Annotated in this window: 26 protein-coding genes; all 26 read left to right on the forward strand. The window is 44.7% G+C overall.

The window, feature by feature from the left end; genetic code table 11:
- Positions 1-116 (forward strand): EF-Tu C-terminal domain-related protein (locus WCP75_RS02600; protein ID WP_455578898.1); only part of this gene is annotated, 116 nt, incomplete at its 5' end.
- A gap of 63 nt (positions 117-179) precedes the next feature.
- Positions 180-488: a 30S ribosomal protein S10 gene (rpsJ, locus tag WCP75_RS02605; protein WP_336276704.1), complete on the forward strand. Its 309-nt coding sequence runs from the start codon at positions 180-182 to the stop codon at positions 486-488.
- A gap of 27 nt (positions 489-515) precedes the next feature.
- On the forward strand, positions 516-1,256 hold the full coding sequence (gene rplC, locus WCP75_RS02610; protein ID WP_336276705.1) for a 50S ribosomal protein L3: 741 nt from the start codon (positions 516-518) through the stop codon (positions 1,254-1,256).
- The gene (rplD, locus tag WCP75_RS02615; RefSeq protein ID WP_336276706.1) at positions 1,256-1,876 is read left to right on the forward strand and encodes a 50S ribosomal protein L4; all 621 of its coding nucleotides are present in this window, start codon (positions 1,256-1,258) and stop codon (positions 1,874-1,876) included. Before rplC ends, rplD begins: the two co-directional genes overlap by 1 nt.
- Positions 1,873-2,166 (forward strand): 50S ribosomal protein L23, encoded by a 294-nt coding sequence (locus tag WCP75_RS02620; protein WP_336276707.1) that lies wholly within the window; start codon positions 1,873-1,875, stop codon positions 2,164-2,166. The genes rplD and WCP75_RS02620 overlap by 4 nt, the downstream gene beginning before the upstream one ends.
- Before the next feature lie 20 nt (positions 2,167-2,186).
- On the forward strand, positions 2,187-3,020 hold the full coding sequence (gene rplB / locus WCP75_RS02625; RefSeq protein WP_336276708.1) for a 50S ribosomal protein L2: 834 nt from the start codon (positions 2,187-2,189) through the stop codon (positions 3,018-3,020).
- A gap of 15 nt (positions 3,021-3,035) precedes the next feature.
- A complete protein-coding gene (gene rpsS / locus WCP75_RS02630; protein WP_336276709.1) occupies positions 3,036-3,314 on the forward strand; it encodes a 30S ribosomal protein S19 in 279 nt (92 codons plus the stop codon).
- 2 nt (positions 3,315-3,316) lie between these two features.
- Complete coding sequence (gene rplV, locus WCP75_RS02635; RefSeq protein WP_336276710.1) at positions 3,317-3,706, forward strand: 50S ribosomal protein L22; 390 nt, start codon at positions 3,317-3,319, stop codon at positions 3,704-3,706.
- Complete coding sequence (gene rpsC, locus WCP75_RS02640) at positions 3,706-4,416, forward strand: 30S ribosomal protein S3 (RefSeq protein WP_336276711.1); 711 nt, start codon at positions 3,706-3,708, stop codon at positions 4,414-4,416. The genes rplV and rpsC overlap by 1 nt, the downstream gene beginning before the upstream one ends.
- A gap of 36 nt (positions 4,417-4,452) precedes the next feature.
- Positions 4,453-4,866: a 50S ribosomal protein L16 gene (rplP, locus tag WCP75_RS02645; RefSeq protein ID WP_336276712.1), complete on the forward strand. Its 414-nt coding sequence runs from the start codon at positions 4,453-4,455 to the stop codon at positions 4,864-4,866.
- A gap of 12 nt (positions 4,867-4,878) precedes the next feature.
- Positions 4,879-5,079: a 50S ribosomal protein L29 gene (gene rpmC, locus WCP75_RS02650; protein WP_336276713.1), complete on the forward strand. Its 201-nt coding sequence runs from the start codon at positions 4,879-4,881 to the stop codon at positions 5,077-5,079.
- Between the two features lie 11 nt (positions 5,080-5,090).
- Complete coding sequence (gene rpsQ / locus WCP75_RS02655) at positions 5,091-5,330, forward strand: 30S ribosomal protein S17 (protein WP_336276714.1); 240 nt, start codon at positions 5,091-5,093, stop codon at positions 5,328-5,330.
- A gap of 146 nt (positions 5,331-5,476) precedes the next feature.
- Entirely contained in the window at positions 5,477-5,845 is a 369-nt protein-coding gene (rplN, locus tag WCP75_RS02660) for a 50S ribosomal protein L14 (protein WP_336276715.1), read from the forward strand.
- Between the two features lie 12 nt (positions 5,846-5,857).
- Positions 5,858-6,172: a 50S ribosomal protein L24 gene (gene rplX, locus WCP75_RS02665; RefSeq protein ID WP_336276716.1), complete on the forward strand. Its 315-nt coding sequence runs from the start codon at positions 5,858-5,860 to the stop codon at positions 6,170-6,172.
- Positions 6,165-6,722: a 50S ribosomal protein L5 gene (rplE, locus tag WCP75_RS02670; RefSeq protein WP_336276717.1), complete on the forward strand. Its 558-nt coding sequence runs from the start codon at positions 6,165-6,167 to the stop codon at positions 6,720-6,722. The genes rplX and rplE overlap by 8 nt, the downstream gene beginning before the upstream one ends.
- Positions 6,723-6,746: 24 nt before the next feature.
- Positions 6,747-7,052 carry a 30S ribosomal protein S14 gene (gene rpsN / locus WCP75_RS02675; RefSeq protein ID WP_336276718.1) on the forward strand — a complete coding sequence of 102 codons (306 nt, stop codon included), beginning with the start codon at positions 6,747-6,749 and terminating at the stop codon, positions 7,050-7,052.
- A 14-nt stretch (positions 7,053-7,066) separates the two neighbouring features.
- The gene (rpsH, locus tag WCP75_RS02680) at positions 7,067-7,465 is read left to right on the forward strand and encodes a 30S ribosomal protein S8 (RefSeq protein ID WP_336276719.1); all 399 of its coding nucleotides are present in this window, start codon (positions 7,067-7,069) and stop codon (positions 7,463-7,465) included.
- Positions 7,466-7,502: 37 nt separating this feature from the next.
- On the forward strand, positions 7,503-8,036 hold the full coding sequence (gene rplF, locus WCP75_RS02685; protein WP_336276720.1) for a 50S ribosomal protein L6: 534 nt from the start codon (positions 7,503-7,505) through the stop codon (positions 8,034-8,036).
- Positions 8,037-8,048: 12 nt separating this feature from the next.
- Positions 8,049-8,411, forward strand: a complete 363-nt coding sequence (rplR, locus tag WCP75_RS02690) for a 50S ribosomal protein L18 (RefSeq protein WP_336276721.1) — start codon at positions 8,049-8,051, stop codon at positions 8,409-8,411.
- A 118-nt stretch (positions 8,412-8,529) separates the two neighbouring features.
- Positions 8,530-9,075 carry a 30S ribosomal protein S5 gene (gene rpsE / locus WCP75_RS02695; protein ID WP_336276722.1) on the forward strand — a complete coding sequence of 182 codons (546 nt, stop codon included), beginning with the start codon at positions 8,530-8,532 and terminating at the stop codon, positions 9,073-9,075.
- Between the two features lie 35 nt (positions 9,076-9,110).
- Entirely contained in the window at positions 9,111-9,320 is a 210-nt protein-coding gene (gene rpmD, locus WCP75_RS02700; protein ID WP_336276723.1) for a 50S ribosomal protein L30, read from the forward strand.
- A 21-nt stretch (positions 9,321-9,341) separates the two neighbouring features.
- A complete protein-coding gene (gene rplO / locus WCP75_RS02705; RefSeq protein WP_336276724.1) occupies positions 9,342-9,797 on the forward strand; it encodes a 50S ribosomal protein L15 in 456 nt (151 codons plus the stop codon).
- A gap of 169 nt (positions 9,798-9,966) precedes the next feature.
- Positions 9,967-11,313 carry a preprotein translocase subunit SecY gene (gene secY, locus WCP75_RS02710; RefSeq protein WP_336276725.1) on the forward strand — a complete coding sequence of 449 codons (1,347 nt, stop codon included), beginning with the start codon at positions 9,967-9,969 and terminating at the stop codon, positions 11,311-11,313.
- Positions 11,310-11,888: an adenylate kinase gene (locus WCP75_RS02715; protein ID WP_336276726.1), complete on the forward strand. Its 579-nt coding sequence runs from the start codon at positions 11,310-11,312 to the stop codon at positions 11,886-11,888. The genes secY and WCP75_RS02715 overlap by 4 nt, the downstream gene beginning before the upstream one ends.
- 181 nt (positions 11,889-12,069) lie before the next feature.
- Positions 12,070-12,438, forward strand: a complete 369-nt coding sequence (gene rpsM, locus WCP75_RS02720) for a 30S ribosomal protein S13 (protein WP_336276727.1) — start codon at positions 12,070-12,072, stop codon at positions 12,436-12,438.
- Between the two features lie 102 nt (positions 12,439-12,540).
- Entirely contained in the window at positions 12,541-12,930 is a 390-nt protein-coding gene (gene rpsK / locus WCP75_RS02725) for a 30S ribosomal protein S11 (protein WP_336276728.1), read from the forward strand.
- Positions 12,931-12,952 lie beyond the last annotated feature (22 nt).

A 12,952-nucleotide genomic window follows, 5' to 3' on the forward strand; every position in this document is an offset into this window, starting at 1 on the left:
TTGCTATGGATGTTTCTTTGATTGTTCCGATTGCAATGGAAGAAAAATTGCGTTTTGCTATTCGTGAAGGTGGTCGTACTGTCGGTGCAGGTATCGTTTCTAAAATTATTGAGTAGTAATGGTTTTTAAAAACAATCTAATTTTTTAGAGACGTTTTGCGTGACAGGGAAATAGAGATCATGAACAGTCAAAATATACGAATTCGCTTAAAAGCGTTTGACCATAGAATTCTTGATGCGTCGACGCGTGAGATCGTGTCAACCGCTAGGCGGACCGGTGCTGATGTCCGTGGTCCTATTCCGCTTCCAACGCGGATCGAGAAGTTTACGGTTAATCGTGGTCCGCATATTGATAAGAAGAGTCGTGAGCAATTTGAGATGCGTACACATAAGCGTCTTCTTGATATTGTCAATCCAACTCCGCAAACGGTCGATGCCCTCATGAAGCTTGACCTTTCTGCTGGCGTGGATGTTGAGATTAAGCTCTGAGGTTTGAGGACGGAAGGAACAGACCCGATGCGTTCAGGTGTAATAGCACAGAAGCTGGGCATGACCCGTATTTATAATGATGCTGGTGAGCATGTACCGGTAACAGTACTTCGTTTGAAGAATTGTCAGGTTATCGCTCAGCTAACAGTTGAGAAGAACGGCTATACTGCTGTTCAGTTAGGTGTAGGATTTGCCAAAGTTAAGAATGTTTCGCGAGCTCTTCGTGGGCATTTTGCTAGGGCTTTCGTTGAGCCAAAGGCTAAAGTGGCTGAGTTTCGTGTTACTCCCGATAATCTTCTTGATGTCGGTACCGAGATTACGGCAGGGTATTTCGTTCCGGGTCAAAGAGTTGACATAACGGGGACCACTATAGGTAAAGGGTTTGCTGGTGTTATGAAGCGGCATAATTTTGGTGGTCACCGCGCTTCACATGGTAATTCGATTACACATCGTGCTCATGGTTCGACGGGGCAATGTCAGGATCCGGGTAAGGTATTCAAAGGCAAGAAGATGGCTGGTCATATGGGGCAGGTGCGTGTAACTACGCAGAATATTGAAGTTGTTTCCACGGATGTAGAGCGTGGTTTAATTTTGGTGCGTGGTTCTGTTTCAGGTTCTAAAGGAGCTTGGATTTTTGTGCGGGATGCTATAAAAAAACGTGCCCCTGATAATGTTCCTGACGGGGCTATCATTCGTCGTTCTGTGAAGGATGGAGCGGGAGCGGTGTCTCCGGCGACAGAAACCTCTAAGTCTGAGGGGGTTGAGTAATGGATATTATAGTTAGAACTCTTGATGGTAGTGAAGCTGGTAAGGTGGAAGTTTCTGAGAGTATTTTTGGTCTTGCTCCTCGCGAAGACATTTTGCAGCGTGTTGTTCGTTGGCAGCTTGCCCGCCGTCAACAAGGAACACACCGGTCACAAGGGCGGTCGGATGTGTCACGGACGGGGGCTAAGATGTTTAAACAAAAAGGGACTGGGCGTGCGCGGCATTCGTCTGCTCGTGCCCCGCAGTTTCGGGGTGGTGGTAAGGCGCATGGTCCTGTAGTGCGGAATCATATACATAATCTTCCCAAGAAAGTTCGTGCACTGGGGTTGCGTCTTGCTTTATCATCAAAGCTAAAAACAGGTGACTTAGTTGTAGTTGAGAATTTAAGCATTAAAGACTTTAAGACGAAGACACTTGTTTCTAGTTTGTCTAAGTTTGGGTTTACTAATGCTTTAGTGGTTGGTGGTAAGGAAATTGATGTTAATTTTTCCCGTGCTGCTTTAAATATTCCTAATGTTGATATTTTGCCAATTCAAGGAATTAATGTTTATGATATTTTGCGTCGTAGCAAGCTTGTTTTATCAAAAACAGCTGTTGAGACCCTTGAGGAGCGTTTTCAATGATTGATCTCCGCCATTATGATGTAGTCGTCAGCCCGGTTGTTACTGAAAAATCGACTATGATTTCTGAATGTAATCAGGTCGCTTTTAATGTCGCGCTGGATGCAACCAAGCCTGAGATTAAATCTGCAGTTGAGGCGCTCTTTGATGTGAAAGTCAAGTCTGTTAATACGATGATCCGTAAGGGTAAAGTCAAACGTTTCAAGGGTATTGTTGGGCGGCAGAGCAATATCAAAAAGGCAATCGTTACGCTGGCTGAGGGCCAGTTCATAGATGTTTCTACAGGTATTTGAAATATTCGGAGATAAGAATAATGGCACTTAAGCATTTTAATCCGATTACCCCTGGGCAGCGTCAGCTTGTTGTTGTAGATCGTTCTGGTCTTTATAAGGGGAAACCTATAAAAGCTCTGACCGAGGGGCTGTCATCGAAAGGTGGGCGCAATAATCGTGGTCGGATTACAGCTCGATTTCAAGGGGGGGGACATAAACGGTGTTATCGTTTTGTTGACTTTAAGCGTCTTAAGCGTGACATTTCTGCAAAAGTTGAACGTTTGGAATATGATCCAAACCGTACTGCTTTTATTGCTTTAATTCGTTACGAGGATGGGAAATTGGATTATATCCTTGCACCACAGCGTCTTGGTATTGGCGATTCGGTGATTGCTGGTTCGAATGTTGATGTCAAATTGGGAAATGCTATGCCACTCGCTAATATGCCGGTGGGGACAATTATTCACAATGTTGAGATGAAGCCAGGGAAAGGTGGTCAGATTGCACGTTCAGCTGGAACTTATGCACAGTTGGTTGGGCGTGATCAGGGTATGGCTATTCTTCGTCTCAGCTCTGGTGAGCAACGTCTGGTACCTAGTGGTTGTTTTGCCACTGTAGGTGCTGTCTCAAATCCTGATCATGGGAATATTAGTAATGGTAAAGCAGGTCGATCTCGTTGGCGTGGCAAGCGCCCACATGTTCGCGGGGTTGCTATGAATCCTGTTGATCATCCGCATGGTGGTGGTGAAGGTCGTACGTCGGGTGGGCGTCACCCTGTGTCTCCTTGGGGTAAACTTACAAAAGGTAAACGTACGCGCTCTAATAAAGCTACTGATAAGTTTATTATGCGTACGCGTCATCAACGCAAAAAGTAAGAAAGGTAGTCTGAAGTGGTTCGTTCGGTTTGGAAAGGTCCGTTTGTTGACGGCTATCTTCTTAAGAAGGCAGAGAAGGTACGTACAAGTGGGCGTAATGAGGTTATAAAAATATGGAGTCGTCGCTCTACTATTTTGCCGCAATTTGTTGGTTTGACTTTTGGCGTTCATAATGGGAATAAGCATATTCCTGTTTCTGTTTCTGAAGAGATGGTTGGGCATAAGTTCGGCGAGTTTGCTCCAACTCGGACCTACTATGGGCATGGTGCAGACAAAAAAGCGAAGAGGAAATAGGGATGGGTAAAGCTAGGGTTGCGCGCCAGCTTAAGGATAATGAGGCGAGAGCTGTTACTCGCATGATTCGTGTTAGTCCGCAAAAGCTTAACTTGGTTGCGGCTATGATTCGTGGAAAAAAAATTAATGTTGCGTTGGCTGATTTGATGTTTTCGCGTAAACGCATCGCTGTGACGGTTAAAAAGACTCTTGAATCTGCGATTGCAAATGCGGAAAATAATCACGATCTTGATATCGATTCGTTGGTTGTTGCGGAGGCTTATGTTGGGAAGTCCGTGGTGATGAAGCGTTTCCATGTTCGTGGACGTGGTCGTGCTAGTAGAATTCAGCGTCCATTCTCACATCTCACTATTGTTGTTCGTGAAATTGCAGAAAAAGTGGAGGCTGCGTAATGGGTCAGAAGATAAATCCAGTGGGGCTTCGTCTTGGAGTTAATCGGACTTGGGATTCACGTTGGTATGCAAACAGTGGCGAGTATGGCGTTCTTCTTCATGAGGATTTGAAGATTCGTTTGTATGTTCTTGAGGAGTTGAAGCAAGCTGCTATTTCCAAGGTTGTTATTGAGCGTCCTCACAAGAAGTGTCGTGTAACGATCCATTCAGCGCGTCCGGGTCTTATTATAGGAAAGAAAGGTGCTGACATTGAAAAGCTTCGTCGCAGGCTTTCTGAAATGACGAATGCCGAGACTTCGTTAAATATAGTGGAAATTCGTAAGCCTGAAATTGATGCGACAATTATTGCTCAGTCTATTTCTCAGCAACTTGAGCGTCGTGTTGCCTTTCGCCGTGCGATGAAGCGTGCAGTTCAATCGGCTATGCGTCTTGGAGCGGAGGGTATTCGTATAAATTGTTCTGGTCGCCTTGGTGGTGCCGAGATTGCTCGTATGGAGTGGTACCGTGAGGGTCGTGTTCCGCTTCACACTTTGCGTGCCGATGTGGATTATGGTACAGCGGAGGCTAAGACTGCTTATGGCATCTGCGGTGTTAAAGTTTGGGTCTTTAAGGGTGAGATTCTTGAGCACGATCCTATGGCTTCTGAGCGTAGGGCTATGGAAGGTGATCATTCTGGCTCTTCGTCTAGTCGCCGCCGCGAAAGTGCTTAGTTTTTTTGATTGCATTAGAATTTGGAGTAAAGAGTAATGTTGCAGCCAAAGCGCACAAAGTTCCGTAAGCAATTTAAAGGTCGTATTCATGGCGTCTCAAAAGGCGGTACGGATTTAAATTTTGGCGCTTATGGTTTGAAGGCAGTTGAGCCGGAGCGTATCACTGCTCGTCAAATTGAAGCAGCGCGGCGTGCTATCACACGTTATATGAGGCGTTCTGGTCGTGTGTGGATTCGTATCTTTCCGGATGTTCCGGTTACGTCTAAGCCGACTGAGGTTCGTATGGGTAAAGGTAAGGGGAGCGTGGATTACTGGTCGTCCCGTGTTGCTCCAGGTCGCGTCATGTTTGAGCTTGATGGGGTTCCTGAAAGTGTGGCACGCGAAGCACTGAGATTGGGTGCTGCGAAGTTACCTATTAAGACGCGTTTCATTCAGCGTATTGCTGAGTAAAGAGGTTATGTGATGAAAGCTAAACAATTACGGGTTCAGTCTCTAGACCAAATGAAAGATGAATTGGCTAGGCTTAAGAAAGAGCAATTTAATTTGCGGTTTCAGAAAGCAACAGGCCAATTGGAGAAGACTTCGCATGTCAGGAAGGTTCGCCGTGATATTGCACGTGTTAAGACTTTTCTCCATCAAAAGATAAATGAAAGCAAGGTTTAAGGAAATAAAAGATGCCTAAACGCGTTTTGCAGGGTATTGTCATCAGTGACAAAAATGAGAAAACTGTGGTTGTTAGAGTAGAGCGTCATTATTCGCATCCGCTTCTCAAGAAAACTGTTCGGAAATCTAAGAAATATCAGGCGCATGATGAGAGAAATCAATTTAAGGTTGGGGATCGGGTGTTCATCGAAGAATCAAGGCCGATTTCGAGGAACAAGCGTTGGATTGCTGTTGAGGGCAGTGCGGTGTAGCTGAGCTTGTTGTTTAAGAAAATGACGGTGATTTTGTTTATGTTGATGGGTTTTTGGTGGTGATTTTATCGTTGTTTTGTGGGTGGTTTCGTGTATCCTTAGAAGCACGGTTTGTTGTTGGCATTTAGAGAAGAAGGTAGCCAGTTATGATTCAGATGCAAACAAGTCTTGACGTTGCAGACAATTCTGGTGCCCGTCGTGTTATGTGCATTAAAGTTTTAGGTGGTTCAAAACGGAAGTATGCTTCTGTCGGTGATATCATTGTTGTTTCGGTTAAGGATGCTATTCCTCGCGGTCGCGTTAAAAAAGGTGATGTAATGAAAGCGGTTGTTGTTCGTACAGCTAGAGATATTCGTCGTGCTGATGGTAGTGTGATTCGTTTTGATAATAATGCTGCCGTTTTAGTTGATAATAAAAAAGAGCCGATCGGTACACGTATCTTTGGACCGGTTCCTCGCGAGCTTCGTGGTAGGAGTCATATGAAGATCATTTCGCTCGCTCCTGAAGTGTTATGAGGAGTGATGGTTATGCAGAAGATTAAAAAAGGTGATAAAGTCATTGTTTTATCTGGTAGGGATAAAGGGTCCAGTGGTGAAGTAATTAAGGTAAATCCGAAAGAAAATAGCGCTTTTGTTCGCGGAGTTAATGTGGTTAAACGTCATCAGCGTCAAACGCAAAAGCATGAAGCTGGGATTGTTTCGAAGGAGGCTCCGATTCATTTGTCTAATTTGGCGATTGTTGATCCTAAAGATGGTAGGCCTTCTCGTGTGGGTTTTCGTGTAGGTGTTGATGGTGCAAAAGTCCGTTTTTCTAAGCGTTCAGGAGAATTGATCAATGGCTGAAGAAAAACAAGAGCCACGTATGAAGAAGCATTATTTTGAAGTAGTTCGTGGGGTGCTTAAAGAAAAGTTTGGTTATAAGAATGAAATGCAGATCCCGCGGCTTGATAAAATTGTGGTTAATATGGGAGTCGGTGAAGCGACTGTTGATTCCAAAAAACCATCTCTTGCTGCTGGTGATCTAGCATTGATAACCGGTCAGAAGGCTGTTGTGACTCGTGCGCGTAATTCCATTGCAAGCTTTAAGGTTCGCGAGGGGATGCCACTGGGGGCTAAGGTTACGTTGCGTAGGGATCGTATGTTCGAGTTTTTAGACCGTTTTATTACGATTGCGCTCCCGCGAGTTCGTGATTTCCGCAGTTTGAATCCAAAAAGCTTTGATGGTCGTGGTAATTTCGCTGTGGGAATTAAGGAGCATATTGTGTTTCCAGAGATCAATTATGATAAAGTCGACCAGATTTGGGGTATGGATATTGTCGTTTGTACGACAGCGAAGACGGATGATGAGGCGCGTGAATTGTTGCGTGCTTTTAATTTTCCGTTTCGTTCGTAACGGCAGGCGTAGTGAGGTGATGTTATGGCCAAAGTGAGTGCCGTTAAAAAGAATGAGCGTCGTGAAGTGATGGTTAAGCGTTATGCAGCGCGTCGTGCGCGTTTGAAAGCGATAGTTATGGATCATAGTATTTCTCTCGAGGAACGCTTTAAAGCTTCTGTTCAGTTGGCGGGTTTGCCGCGTAATTCTGCTAAAGTTCGAGTGCGTAATCGTTGTGAGGTTTCTGGTCGCCCACGGGCCTATTATCGTAAGTTGAAGATGTCGCGGATTGCATTACGCGAGCTTGGTTCTTTAGGGCACATTCCCGGTATAGTTAAATCTAGTTGGTGAGGAGAGATTATCTAATGTCTATGTCAGATCCTCTTGGTGATATGTTGACGCGTATTCGTAATGCGCTTCATCGTAAAAAGAGTAAGGTAGCTACGCCTTCTTCAAAGCTTCGCGCGCGTGTTCTCGATGTTCTTCAGTCCGAGGGTTATATTCGTGGGTATAGCCAAGCTAATCTCAGTGATGGTAGTTCTGAGATTGAGGTTGAGTTGAAATATTTCGAGGGATTAGCTGTCATTCGTGAAATTTCGCGTGTTTCGAAGCCTGGTCGTCGCGTATACGTTTCAGCTAAATCCATTCCTCAAGTAGCGAATGGTCTAGGGATTTCGATTTTGTCAACTCCTAAGGGGGTGATGGCGGATCATCAAGCGCGTGAACAGAATGTTGGTGGAGAGATTCTTTGTCGTGTTTTCTGATTGATTGTGGGAAAACAGAAGAAAATAGGTTGGTGTGATGTCTCGTATTGGAAAAAAGCCCGTTTCAATTCCTTCTGGGGTTACTGTCGCTGTCGAAGGTCAGCTGGTTAAAGCGAAGGGCCCAAAAGGTGAACTCAGTTATGTCGTGAACGATGAAGTTTTTGTCGAGCTTGGGGAAGGTTTTGTATCAGTTGCGCCACGTGATAAATCGAAGGATTCTCGCTCTAAATGGGGCATGTCGCGTTCAATGATTGACAATATTTTTTGCGGCGTGAAGGATGGCTTTGAGAAGAGACTTGAGATTAATGGTGTTGGTTATCGTGCTGCTTTGCAAGGTAAAGATGTCCAGTTATCGTTTGGCTTTTCTCACGATGTTATTTATAAGGTGCCATCGGGTATTGTTGTGACGGTTCCAAAACCAACGGAGATTGTTGTTTCTGGAGTTGACAAACAAAAAGTTGGTCAGGTTGCAGCTGAAATTCGTGATTATCGTAGACCTGAACCTTATAAAGGTAAGGGCGTTAAGTATGCAGATGAGCGTATTTTCCGTAAAGAAGGCAAGAAGAAATAGGGATTTTGTATTATGTTTTCATCTAAGGACATTATACAGCGTCGTGCACGACGTGTTCGTCGTCGGATTAAAATGACCTCTAACGCTCGTCCGCGACTCAGTGTTTATAGGTCAAATCAGAATATTTATGCTCAGATTATTGATGATTTTCGCGGGTTTACGCTTGTTTCTGCGTCCACTCTTGATAGCGATCTGAAGAAGTCTTTGAAGCGTGGCTCTGATAAGGAAGCTGCGTTTGCTGTTGGTGCGTTAATCGCTGAGCGTGCAAAAAAGGCTGGCGTTAGTGAGGTGGTTTTTGATCGCGGAGCGTATCTTTACCACGGTCGAGTGAGGGCCTTAGCTGAAGCTGCGCGTGAGGGTGGCTTAAGCTTTTAAGGTATCTTTCTTAAAAGTTTTTTTGTAAGGTATCTTCTTAGGTGTTCGTGTACGGGTTCTTTTGGTTTTATGTTGGAACTTTGTTGGCGTGCTTCCGGAAAAGAAAAAGGAATTAGGAATGGCACAAAAAGAGCGTAGTGAGCGGGATGAACGTGACGTTGAGTTTATTGATAAGCTCGTTCATATTAATCGTGTTGCTAAGGTTGTAAAGGGCGGTCGGCGTTTTGGTTTCGCGGCTCTTGTTGTTGTTGGAGACCAAAAGGGACGCGTTGGTTTTGGTCACGGCAAGGCACGGGAAGTGCCTGAGGCTGTTAGAAAAGCTACTGAAGCTGCGAAAAATGAGATGATTCACGTTCCACTTCGGTCGGGGCGGACACTGCATCATGATCTTGAGGGCTGTCATGGATCAGGTCGCGTTTTGTTGCGTTCTGCTTCTGCGGGTACTGGTATCATTGCCGGCGGTCCTATGCGGGCTGTTTTTGAAACTCTTGGTGTGCAGGATGTTGTTGCAAAGTCACTAGGGTCGTCGAACCCTTATAACATGGTGCGCGCGACATTTAATGCGCTAAAGAGGCAGATGCATCCCAGAGATGTTGCAGCGCAGCGTGGTATAAAATACTCGACTTTGCAAGAACGTCGTAAGAATTTGATTGATGCGGAATGATAATTTCTGAGGTTATTAGATAGAGGAATTAGGAAATGGTTCAGAGAAAATCTCAGAATAAGACTGTGACGGTGGAGCAGGTTAGGAGCGCAATTCGGAATTCAAACTCAGGTATTCAACGTGCGACTTTGAAGGGACTTGGATTGAACAAAATACGGCGTCGGCGCACCTTGGAAGATACGCTTTGTGTGCGAGGTATGATTGCGAAAGTTCGACATCTCGTTCGGGTTATAGATGAAGATTAAATAGGTCTTGGGAGTAAGGTTATGAAACTCAATGAGCTGCGTGATCGTGAAGGCGCAACCGGGGGTCGTAAGCGCGTTGGGCGCGGTATCGGTTCCGGGAATGGGAAAACTTGTGGTCGTGGGGTTAAGGGGCAAAGGTCTCGTTCTGGCGTTTCGCTTAACGGTTTTGAGGGTGGGCAGATGCCTATTTATCGTCGTTTACCAAAGCGCGGGTTTAAAAATTGTTTTGCTAAAGTCTATAATGAAGTTTCGTTAGGGCGTATTCAGTTGGCAGTGGATGCGGGGAAATTGGATGCTCGGATTCCTGTCGACTCTGTTGCACTGAAAAAGGCTGGTGTTATTCGTCGTATGAAGGATGGGATTCGCCTCCTTTCTGATGGTGAGTTAAAAGAGAAGATTACATTTAATGTTTCCGGTGCTTCTAAGGTTGCACGCCTGAAAATTGAGAAGGCTGGTGGTCAGGTCCTCTCTTCTTGAAGCTATTAGGTAGATTCTGTGTTAATGTGGTTTTAACGCGTGTACTTCTCCGCTGATTATATTTTCCGGGAGAGCTGTCCGGGATTTTGTTCATTTATGTGTGACAATGTAAATTTTAGGGTTGCGCTTCTGTGGTTCTAAGAATTGGAGTGTAGACTGGAGACGTTTTATGGCATCAGCGGCAGAGCAATTCGCTTCTAATATGAATTTTGGCACTTTTTCGCGCGCAACGGAATTAAAGAGGCGCATGTGGTTTACTTTAGTGGCGCTTCTTGTGTATCGGTTTGGTACATACGTCTCTCTTCCTGGAATTAACTTGGATGCTTTGCGGCAAACATTTGAACATCATGCATCTGGTGTCCTTGGGTTGTTTAACATGTTTGCTGGAGGCGCTGTTGGACGTATGGCGATTTTTGCTCTTGGAATCATGCCTTACATATCGGCGTCCATCATCGTTCAATTGTTGACTTCAATCATTCCTTCTTTAGAAGCTCTAAAAAAGGAAGGTGAGTTGGGTCGTAGAATTATTAATCAATACACTCGGTACGTTACGGTCATATTGGCAATTTTTCAGGCTTTTGGTATAGCTGTTGCGCTGGAGGCTGGTATAGGAACGGGGCTACAGATTGTTGCCGAGCCAGGTATCATGTTTCGTATTTCGTCCGTCGTTACACTAGTTGGCGGGACGATGTTTTTGATGTGGCTTGGTGAGCAGATTACATCGCGAGGTGTCGGTAATGGGGTTTCGCTTATTATTTTTACAGGGATTGTAGCAAATTTGCCTTCTACCTTTGCACAGCTTTTGACTGCGCATAGTCATGCTGATTTGTCAACTTTTTTGTTAATAGCAATTATTCTCATCGCTGTTTCTGTCATAGCGATTATTGTTTTTGTTGAACGCGCACAACGGCGGATTCTCATTCAGTATCCGAAGCGTCAGGTTGGTAATCAAATCTTCCAAGGTGATATGTCTCACCTGCCTCTAAAACTGAATACTGCTGGTGTCATTCCGCCTATTTTTGCCTCATCTTTGTTACTGTTACCCGCGACTATTAATAATTTTTCTGATAAAATGCCGTATTGGATTCAAGCTATTTCTCATTCTCTTGATCACGGACAGCCACTTTATATGATCGTTTATGCTGCTTTGATAGCATTTTTTTGCTTTTTTTATACGGCTATTGTGTTTAGTCCCAGCGATACAGCAGATCAATTGAAAAAACATTCTGGTTTTATTCCGGGAATTCGCCCTGGTGAGCGCACAGCTGACTATATTGATCATGTTTTAACGCGTATTACCGTTGTTGGTGCAGTTTATATCATTCTGGTCTGTTTGTTACCTGAATTTATGATATCCGCTTTGCAGGTTCCCTTCTATCTTGGTGGAACGTCTTTGTTGATTGTTGTCACTGTTACACTTGACACTGTCGCTCAAATTCAGGGGCACCTTGTTGCACACCAGTACGAGGGGTTGATAAAAAAATCAAGGCTTCGTGGAGGGCGAAGGAATTTATGAGAATCATTCTTTTAGGTCCTCCTGGGGCTGGGAAAGGCACACAGGCTAAAATTCTGACGAGGGAGTACGGCATCCCCCACTTGTCAACGGGTGATGTGTTGCGTGGAGTTGTTGCCAAAGAGACGTATCTAGGGAAAAAGGTAAAGTCTGTTATCGATTCCGGCTCTTTGGTGTCTGATGATGTTGTTAATCAAATTGTCTCGGATCGTATCGATGCTTGCGATTGTGCAGAAGGGTTTGTGCTAGATGGGTATCCGCGTACCATAGAACAGGCGGAGGCTTTACAACAGATTTTGCAATCAAAGGGCATGCGGCTTAACGCTGTCATTGAGCTGCTTATCGATGAAGATGTTCTTATTGATAGGATGAATAGGCGTGTCAGCGAAACGGTAGCTTCTGGTGGGTTGGCTCGTTCGGATGATAATCTAGTCTCTTTTTCCAGACGATTGGTGGAATATCGCGAGAAAACGGCACCTTTATCAAAATTTTACTCGGAGATGGGGTTGCTGAAAACAGTTAATGGGATGATTGATTCTGATAAGGTTGCTTGTATGATTAAAGAATTTCTTAAGTAAGATTTTTTTTTGAAATAGATTATAAAGAGTTGACTTTTGCGGTAAAATCCATCAGAAGCTGGTTTTATTTGTTTAGATAAAATGGTAAGTTGCGGTGTGTCTTTAATGCTAGGTGGTCTTTTTCCGTGGATTCATCGAGTATTTTGTGATTGGTTTATCAATATAGTTAAGGAGAACAGGAGTGGCTCGTATTGCTGGCGTCAATATTCCGACAAATAAGCGTGTGGTCATCGCACTTCAGTATATTCATGGGATTGGGCGAAAATTTGCGCAAGAAATTACTGAGAAGGTTGGTATCCCTGGTGGGCGTCGTGTGCATGAGCTCTCAGACGCGGAGGTACTGCAAATTCGTGAGGCAATAGATCAAAGCTACCAAGTTGAAGGTGACCTTCGTCGTGAAGTTTCTATGAATGTCAAGCGTTTGATGGATCTTGGGTGTTATCGAGGGTTGCGTCACCGTCGTTCTCTACCTGTTAGAGGGCAACGTACGCACACGAATGCGCGCACACGTAAAGGGCCAGCTAAGGCAATTGCCGGTAAGAAAAAATAATAAAGTGTTTTGTGCTCTGTTTCATGTTGAAGTTTTCAGTAGAAACAGAGGTGGTGGAGCTGCAGGTGTTACGGCAGTGAGGAGATCGTTGGAAGGAAGGTTATGGCAAAGGAAGCCACACGTGTTCGCCGTCGCGAACGGAAAAATATTTCGTCAGGTATCGTACATATAAATTCAACATTTAACAATACGATGATTACCATCACCGATGCGCAAGGGAATGCGATTGCTTGGTCGTCTGCTGGTGCGCAGGGGTTCAAGGGATCTCGTAAATCTACGCCCTTTGCTGCTCAAGTTGCAGCAGAGGATTGTGCTAAGAAAGCACAAGAGCACGGTATGCGTTCATTAGAGGTTGAAGTTTGTGGTCCTGGAGCAGGTCGTGAATCTGCTCTTCGTGCGTTGCAGTCTGTTGGCTTTACGATTGTTTCTATTCGTGATGTTACGCCAATTCCTCATAATGGGTGCCGTCCACGGAAGAGGCGGCGTGTTTGATTGGGCATCGTTTTTTCGTTAT

The organism is Bartonella numerosa, assembly GCF_037070845.1.
GTDB lineage: Bacteria > Pseudomonadota > Alphaproteobacteria > Rhizobiales > Rhizobiaceae > Bartonella.

Excerpts from the sequence above, each read along its gene's own strand:
- rpsJ (WP_336276704.1), top strand. The coding sequence starts at position 180 with ATGAACAGTCAAAATATACGAATTCGCTTAAAAGCGTTTGACCATAGA.
- rplC (WP_336276705.1), top strand. The coding sequence starts at position 516 with ATGCGTTCAGGTGTAATAGCACAGAAGCTGGGCATGACCCGTATTTAT.
- rplD (WP_336276706.1), top strand. The coding sequence starts at position 1,256 with ATGGATATTATAGTTAGAACTCTTGATGGTAGTGAAGCTGGTAAGGTG.
- WCP75_RS02620 (WP_336276707.1), top strand. The coding sequence starts at position 1,873 with ATGATTGATCTCCGCCATTATGATGTAGTCGTCAGCCCGGTTGTTACT.
- rplB (WP_336276708.1), top strand. The coding sequence starts at position 2,187 with ATGGCACTTAAGCATTTTAATCCGATTACCCCTGGGCAGCGTCAGCTT.
- rplV (WP_336276710.1), top strand. The coding sequence starts at position 3,317 with ATGGGTAAAGCTAGGGTTGCGCGCCAGCTTAAGGATAATGAGGCGAGA.
- rpsC (WP_336276711.1), top strand. The coding sequence starts at position 3,706 with ATGGGTCAGAAGATAAATCCAGTGGGGCTTCGTCTTGGAGTTAATCGG.
- rplP (WP_336276712.1), top strand. The coding sequence starts at position 4,453 with ATGTTGCAGCCAAAGCGCACAAAGTTCCGTAAGCAATTTAAAGGTCGT.
- rpmC (WP_336276713.1), top strand. The coding sequence starts at position 4,879 with ATGAAAGCTAAACAATTACGGGTTCAGTCTCTAGACCAAATGAAAGAT.
- rpsQ (WP_336276714.1), top strand. The coding sequence starts at position 5,091 with ATGCCTAAACGCGTTTTGCAGGGTATTGTCATCAGTGACAAAAATGAG.
- rplN (WP_336276715.1), top strand. The coding sequence starts at position 5,477 with ATGATTCAGATGCAAACAAGTCTTGACGTTGCAGACAATTCTGGTGCC.
- rplX (WP_336276716.1), top strand. The coding sequence starts at position 5,858 with ATGCAGAAGATTAAAAAAGGTGATAAAGTCATTGTTTTATCTGGTAGG.
- rplE (WP_336276717.1), top strand. The coding sequence starts at position 6,165 with ATGGCTGAAGAAAAACAAGAGCCACGTATGAAGAAGCATTATTTTGAA.
- rpsN (WP_336276718.1), top strand. The coding sequence starts at position 6,747 with ATGGCCAAAGTGAGTGCCGTTAAAAAGAATGAGCGTCGTGAAGTGATG.
- rpsH (WP_336276719.1), top strand. The coding sequence starts at position 7,067 with ATGTCTATGTCAGATCCTCTTGGTGATATGTTGACGCGTATTCGTAAT.
- rplF (WP_336276720.1), top strand. The coding sequence starts at position 7,503 with ATGTCTCGTATTGGAAAAAAGCCCGTTTCAATTCCTTCTGGGGTTACT.
- rplR (WP_336276721.1), top strand. The coding sequence starts at position 8,049 with ATGTTTTCATCTAAGGACATTATACAGCGTCGTGCACGACGTGTTCGT.
- rpsE (WP_336276722.1), top strand. The coding sequence starts at position 8,530 with ATGGCACAAAAAGAGCGTAGTGAGCGGGATGAACGTGACGTTGAGTTT.
- rpmD (WP_336276723.1), top strand. The coding sequence starts at position 9,111 with ATGGTTCAGAGAAAATCTCAGAATAAGACTGTGACGGTGGAGCAGGTT.
- rplO (WP_336276724.1), top strand. The coding sequence starts at position 9,342 with ATGAAACTCAATGAGCTGCGTGATCGTGAAGGCGCAACCGGGGGTCGT.
- secY (WP_336276725.1), top strand. The coding sequence starts at position 9,967 with ATGGCATCAGCGGCAGAGCAATTCGCTTCTAATATGAATTTTGGCACT.
- WCP75_RS02715 (WP_336276726.1), top strand. The coding sequence starts at position 11,310 with ATGAGAATCATTCTTTTAGGTCCTCCTGGGGCTGGGAAAGGCACACAG.
- rpsK (WP_336276728.1), top strand. The coding sequence starts at position 12,541 with ATGGCAAAGGAAGCCACACGTGTTCGCCGTCGCGAACGGAAAAATATT.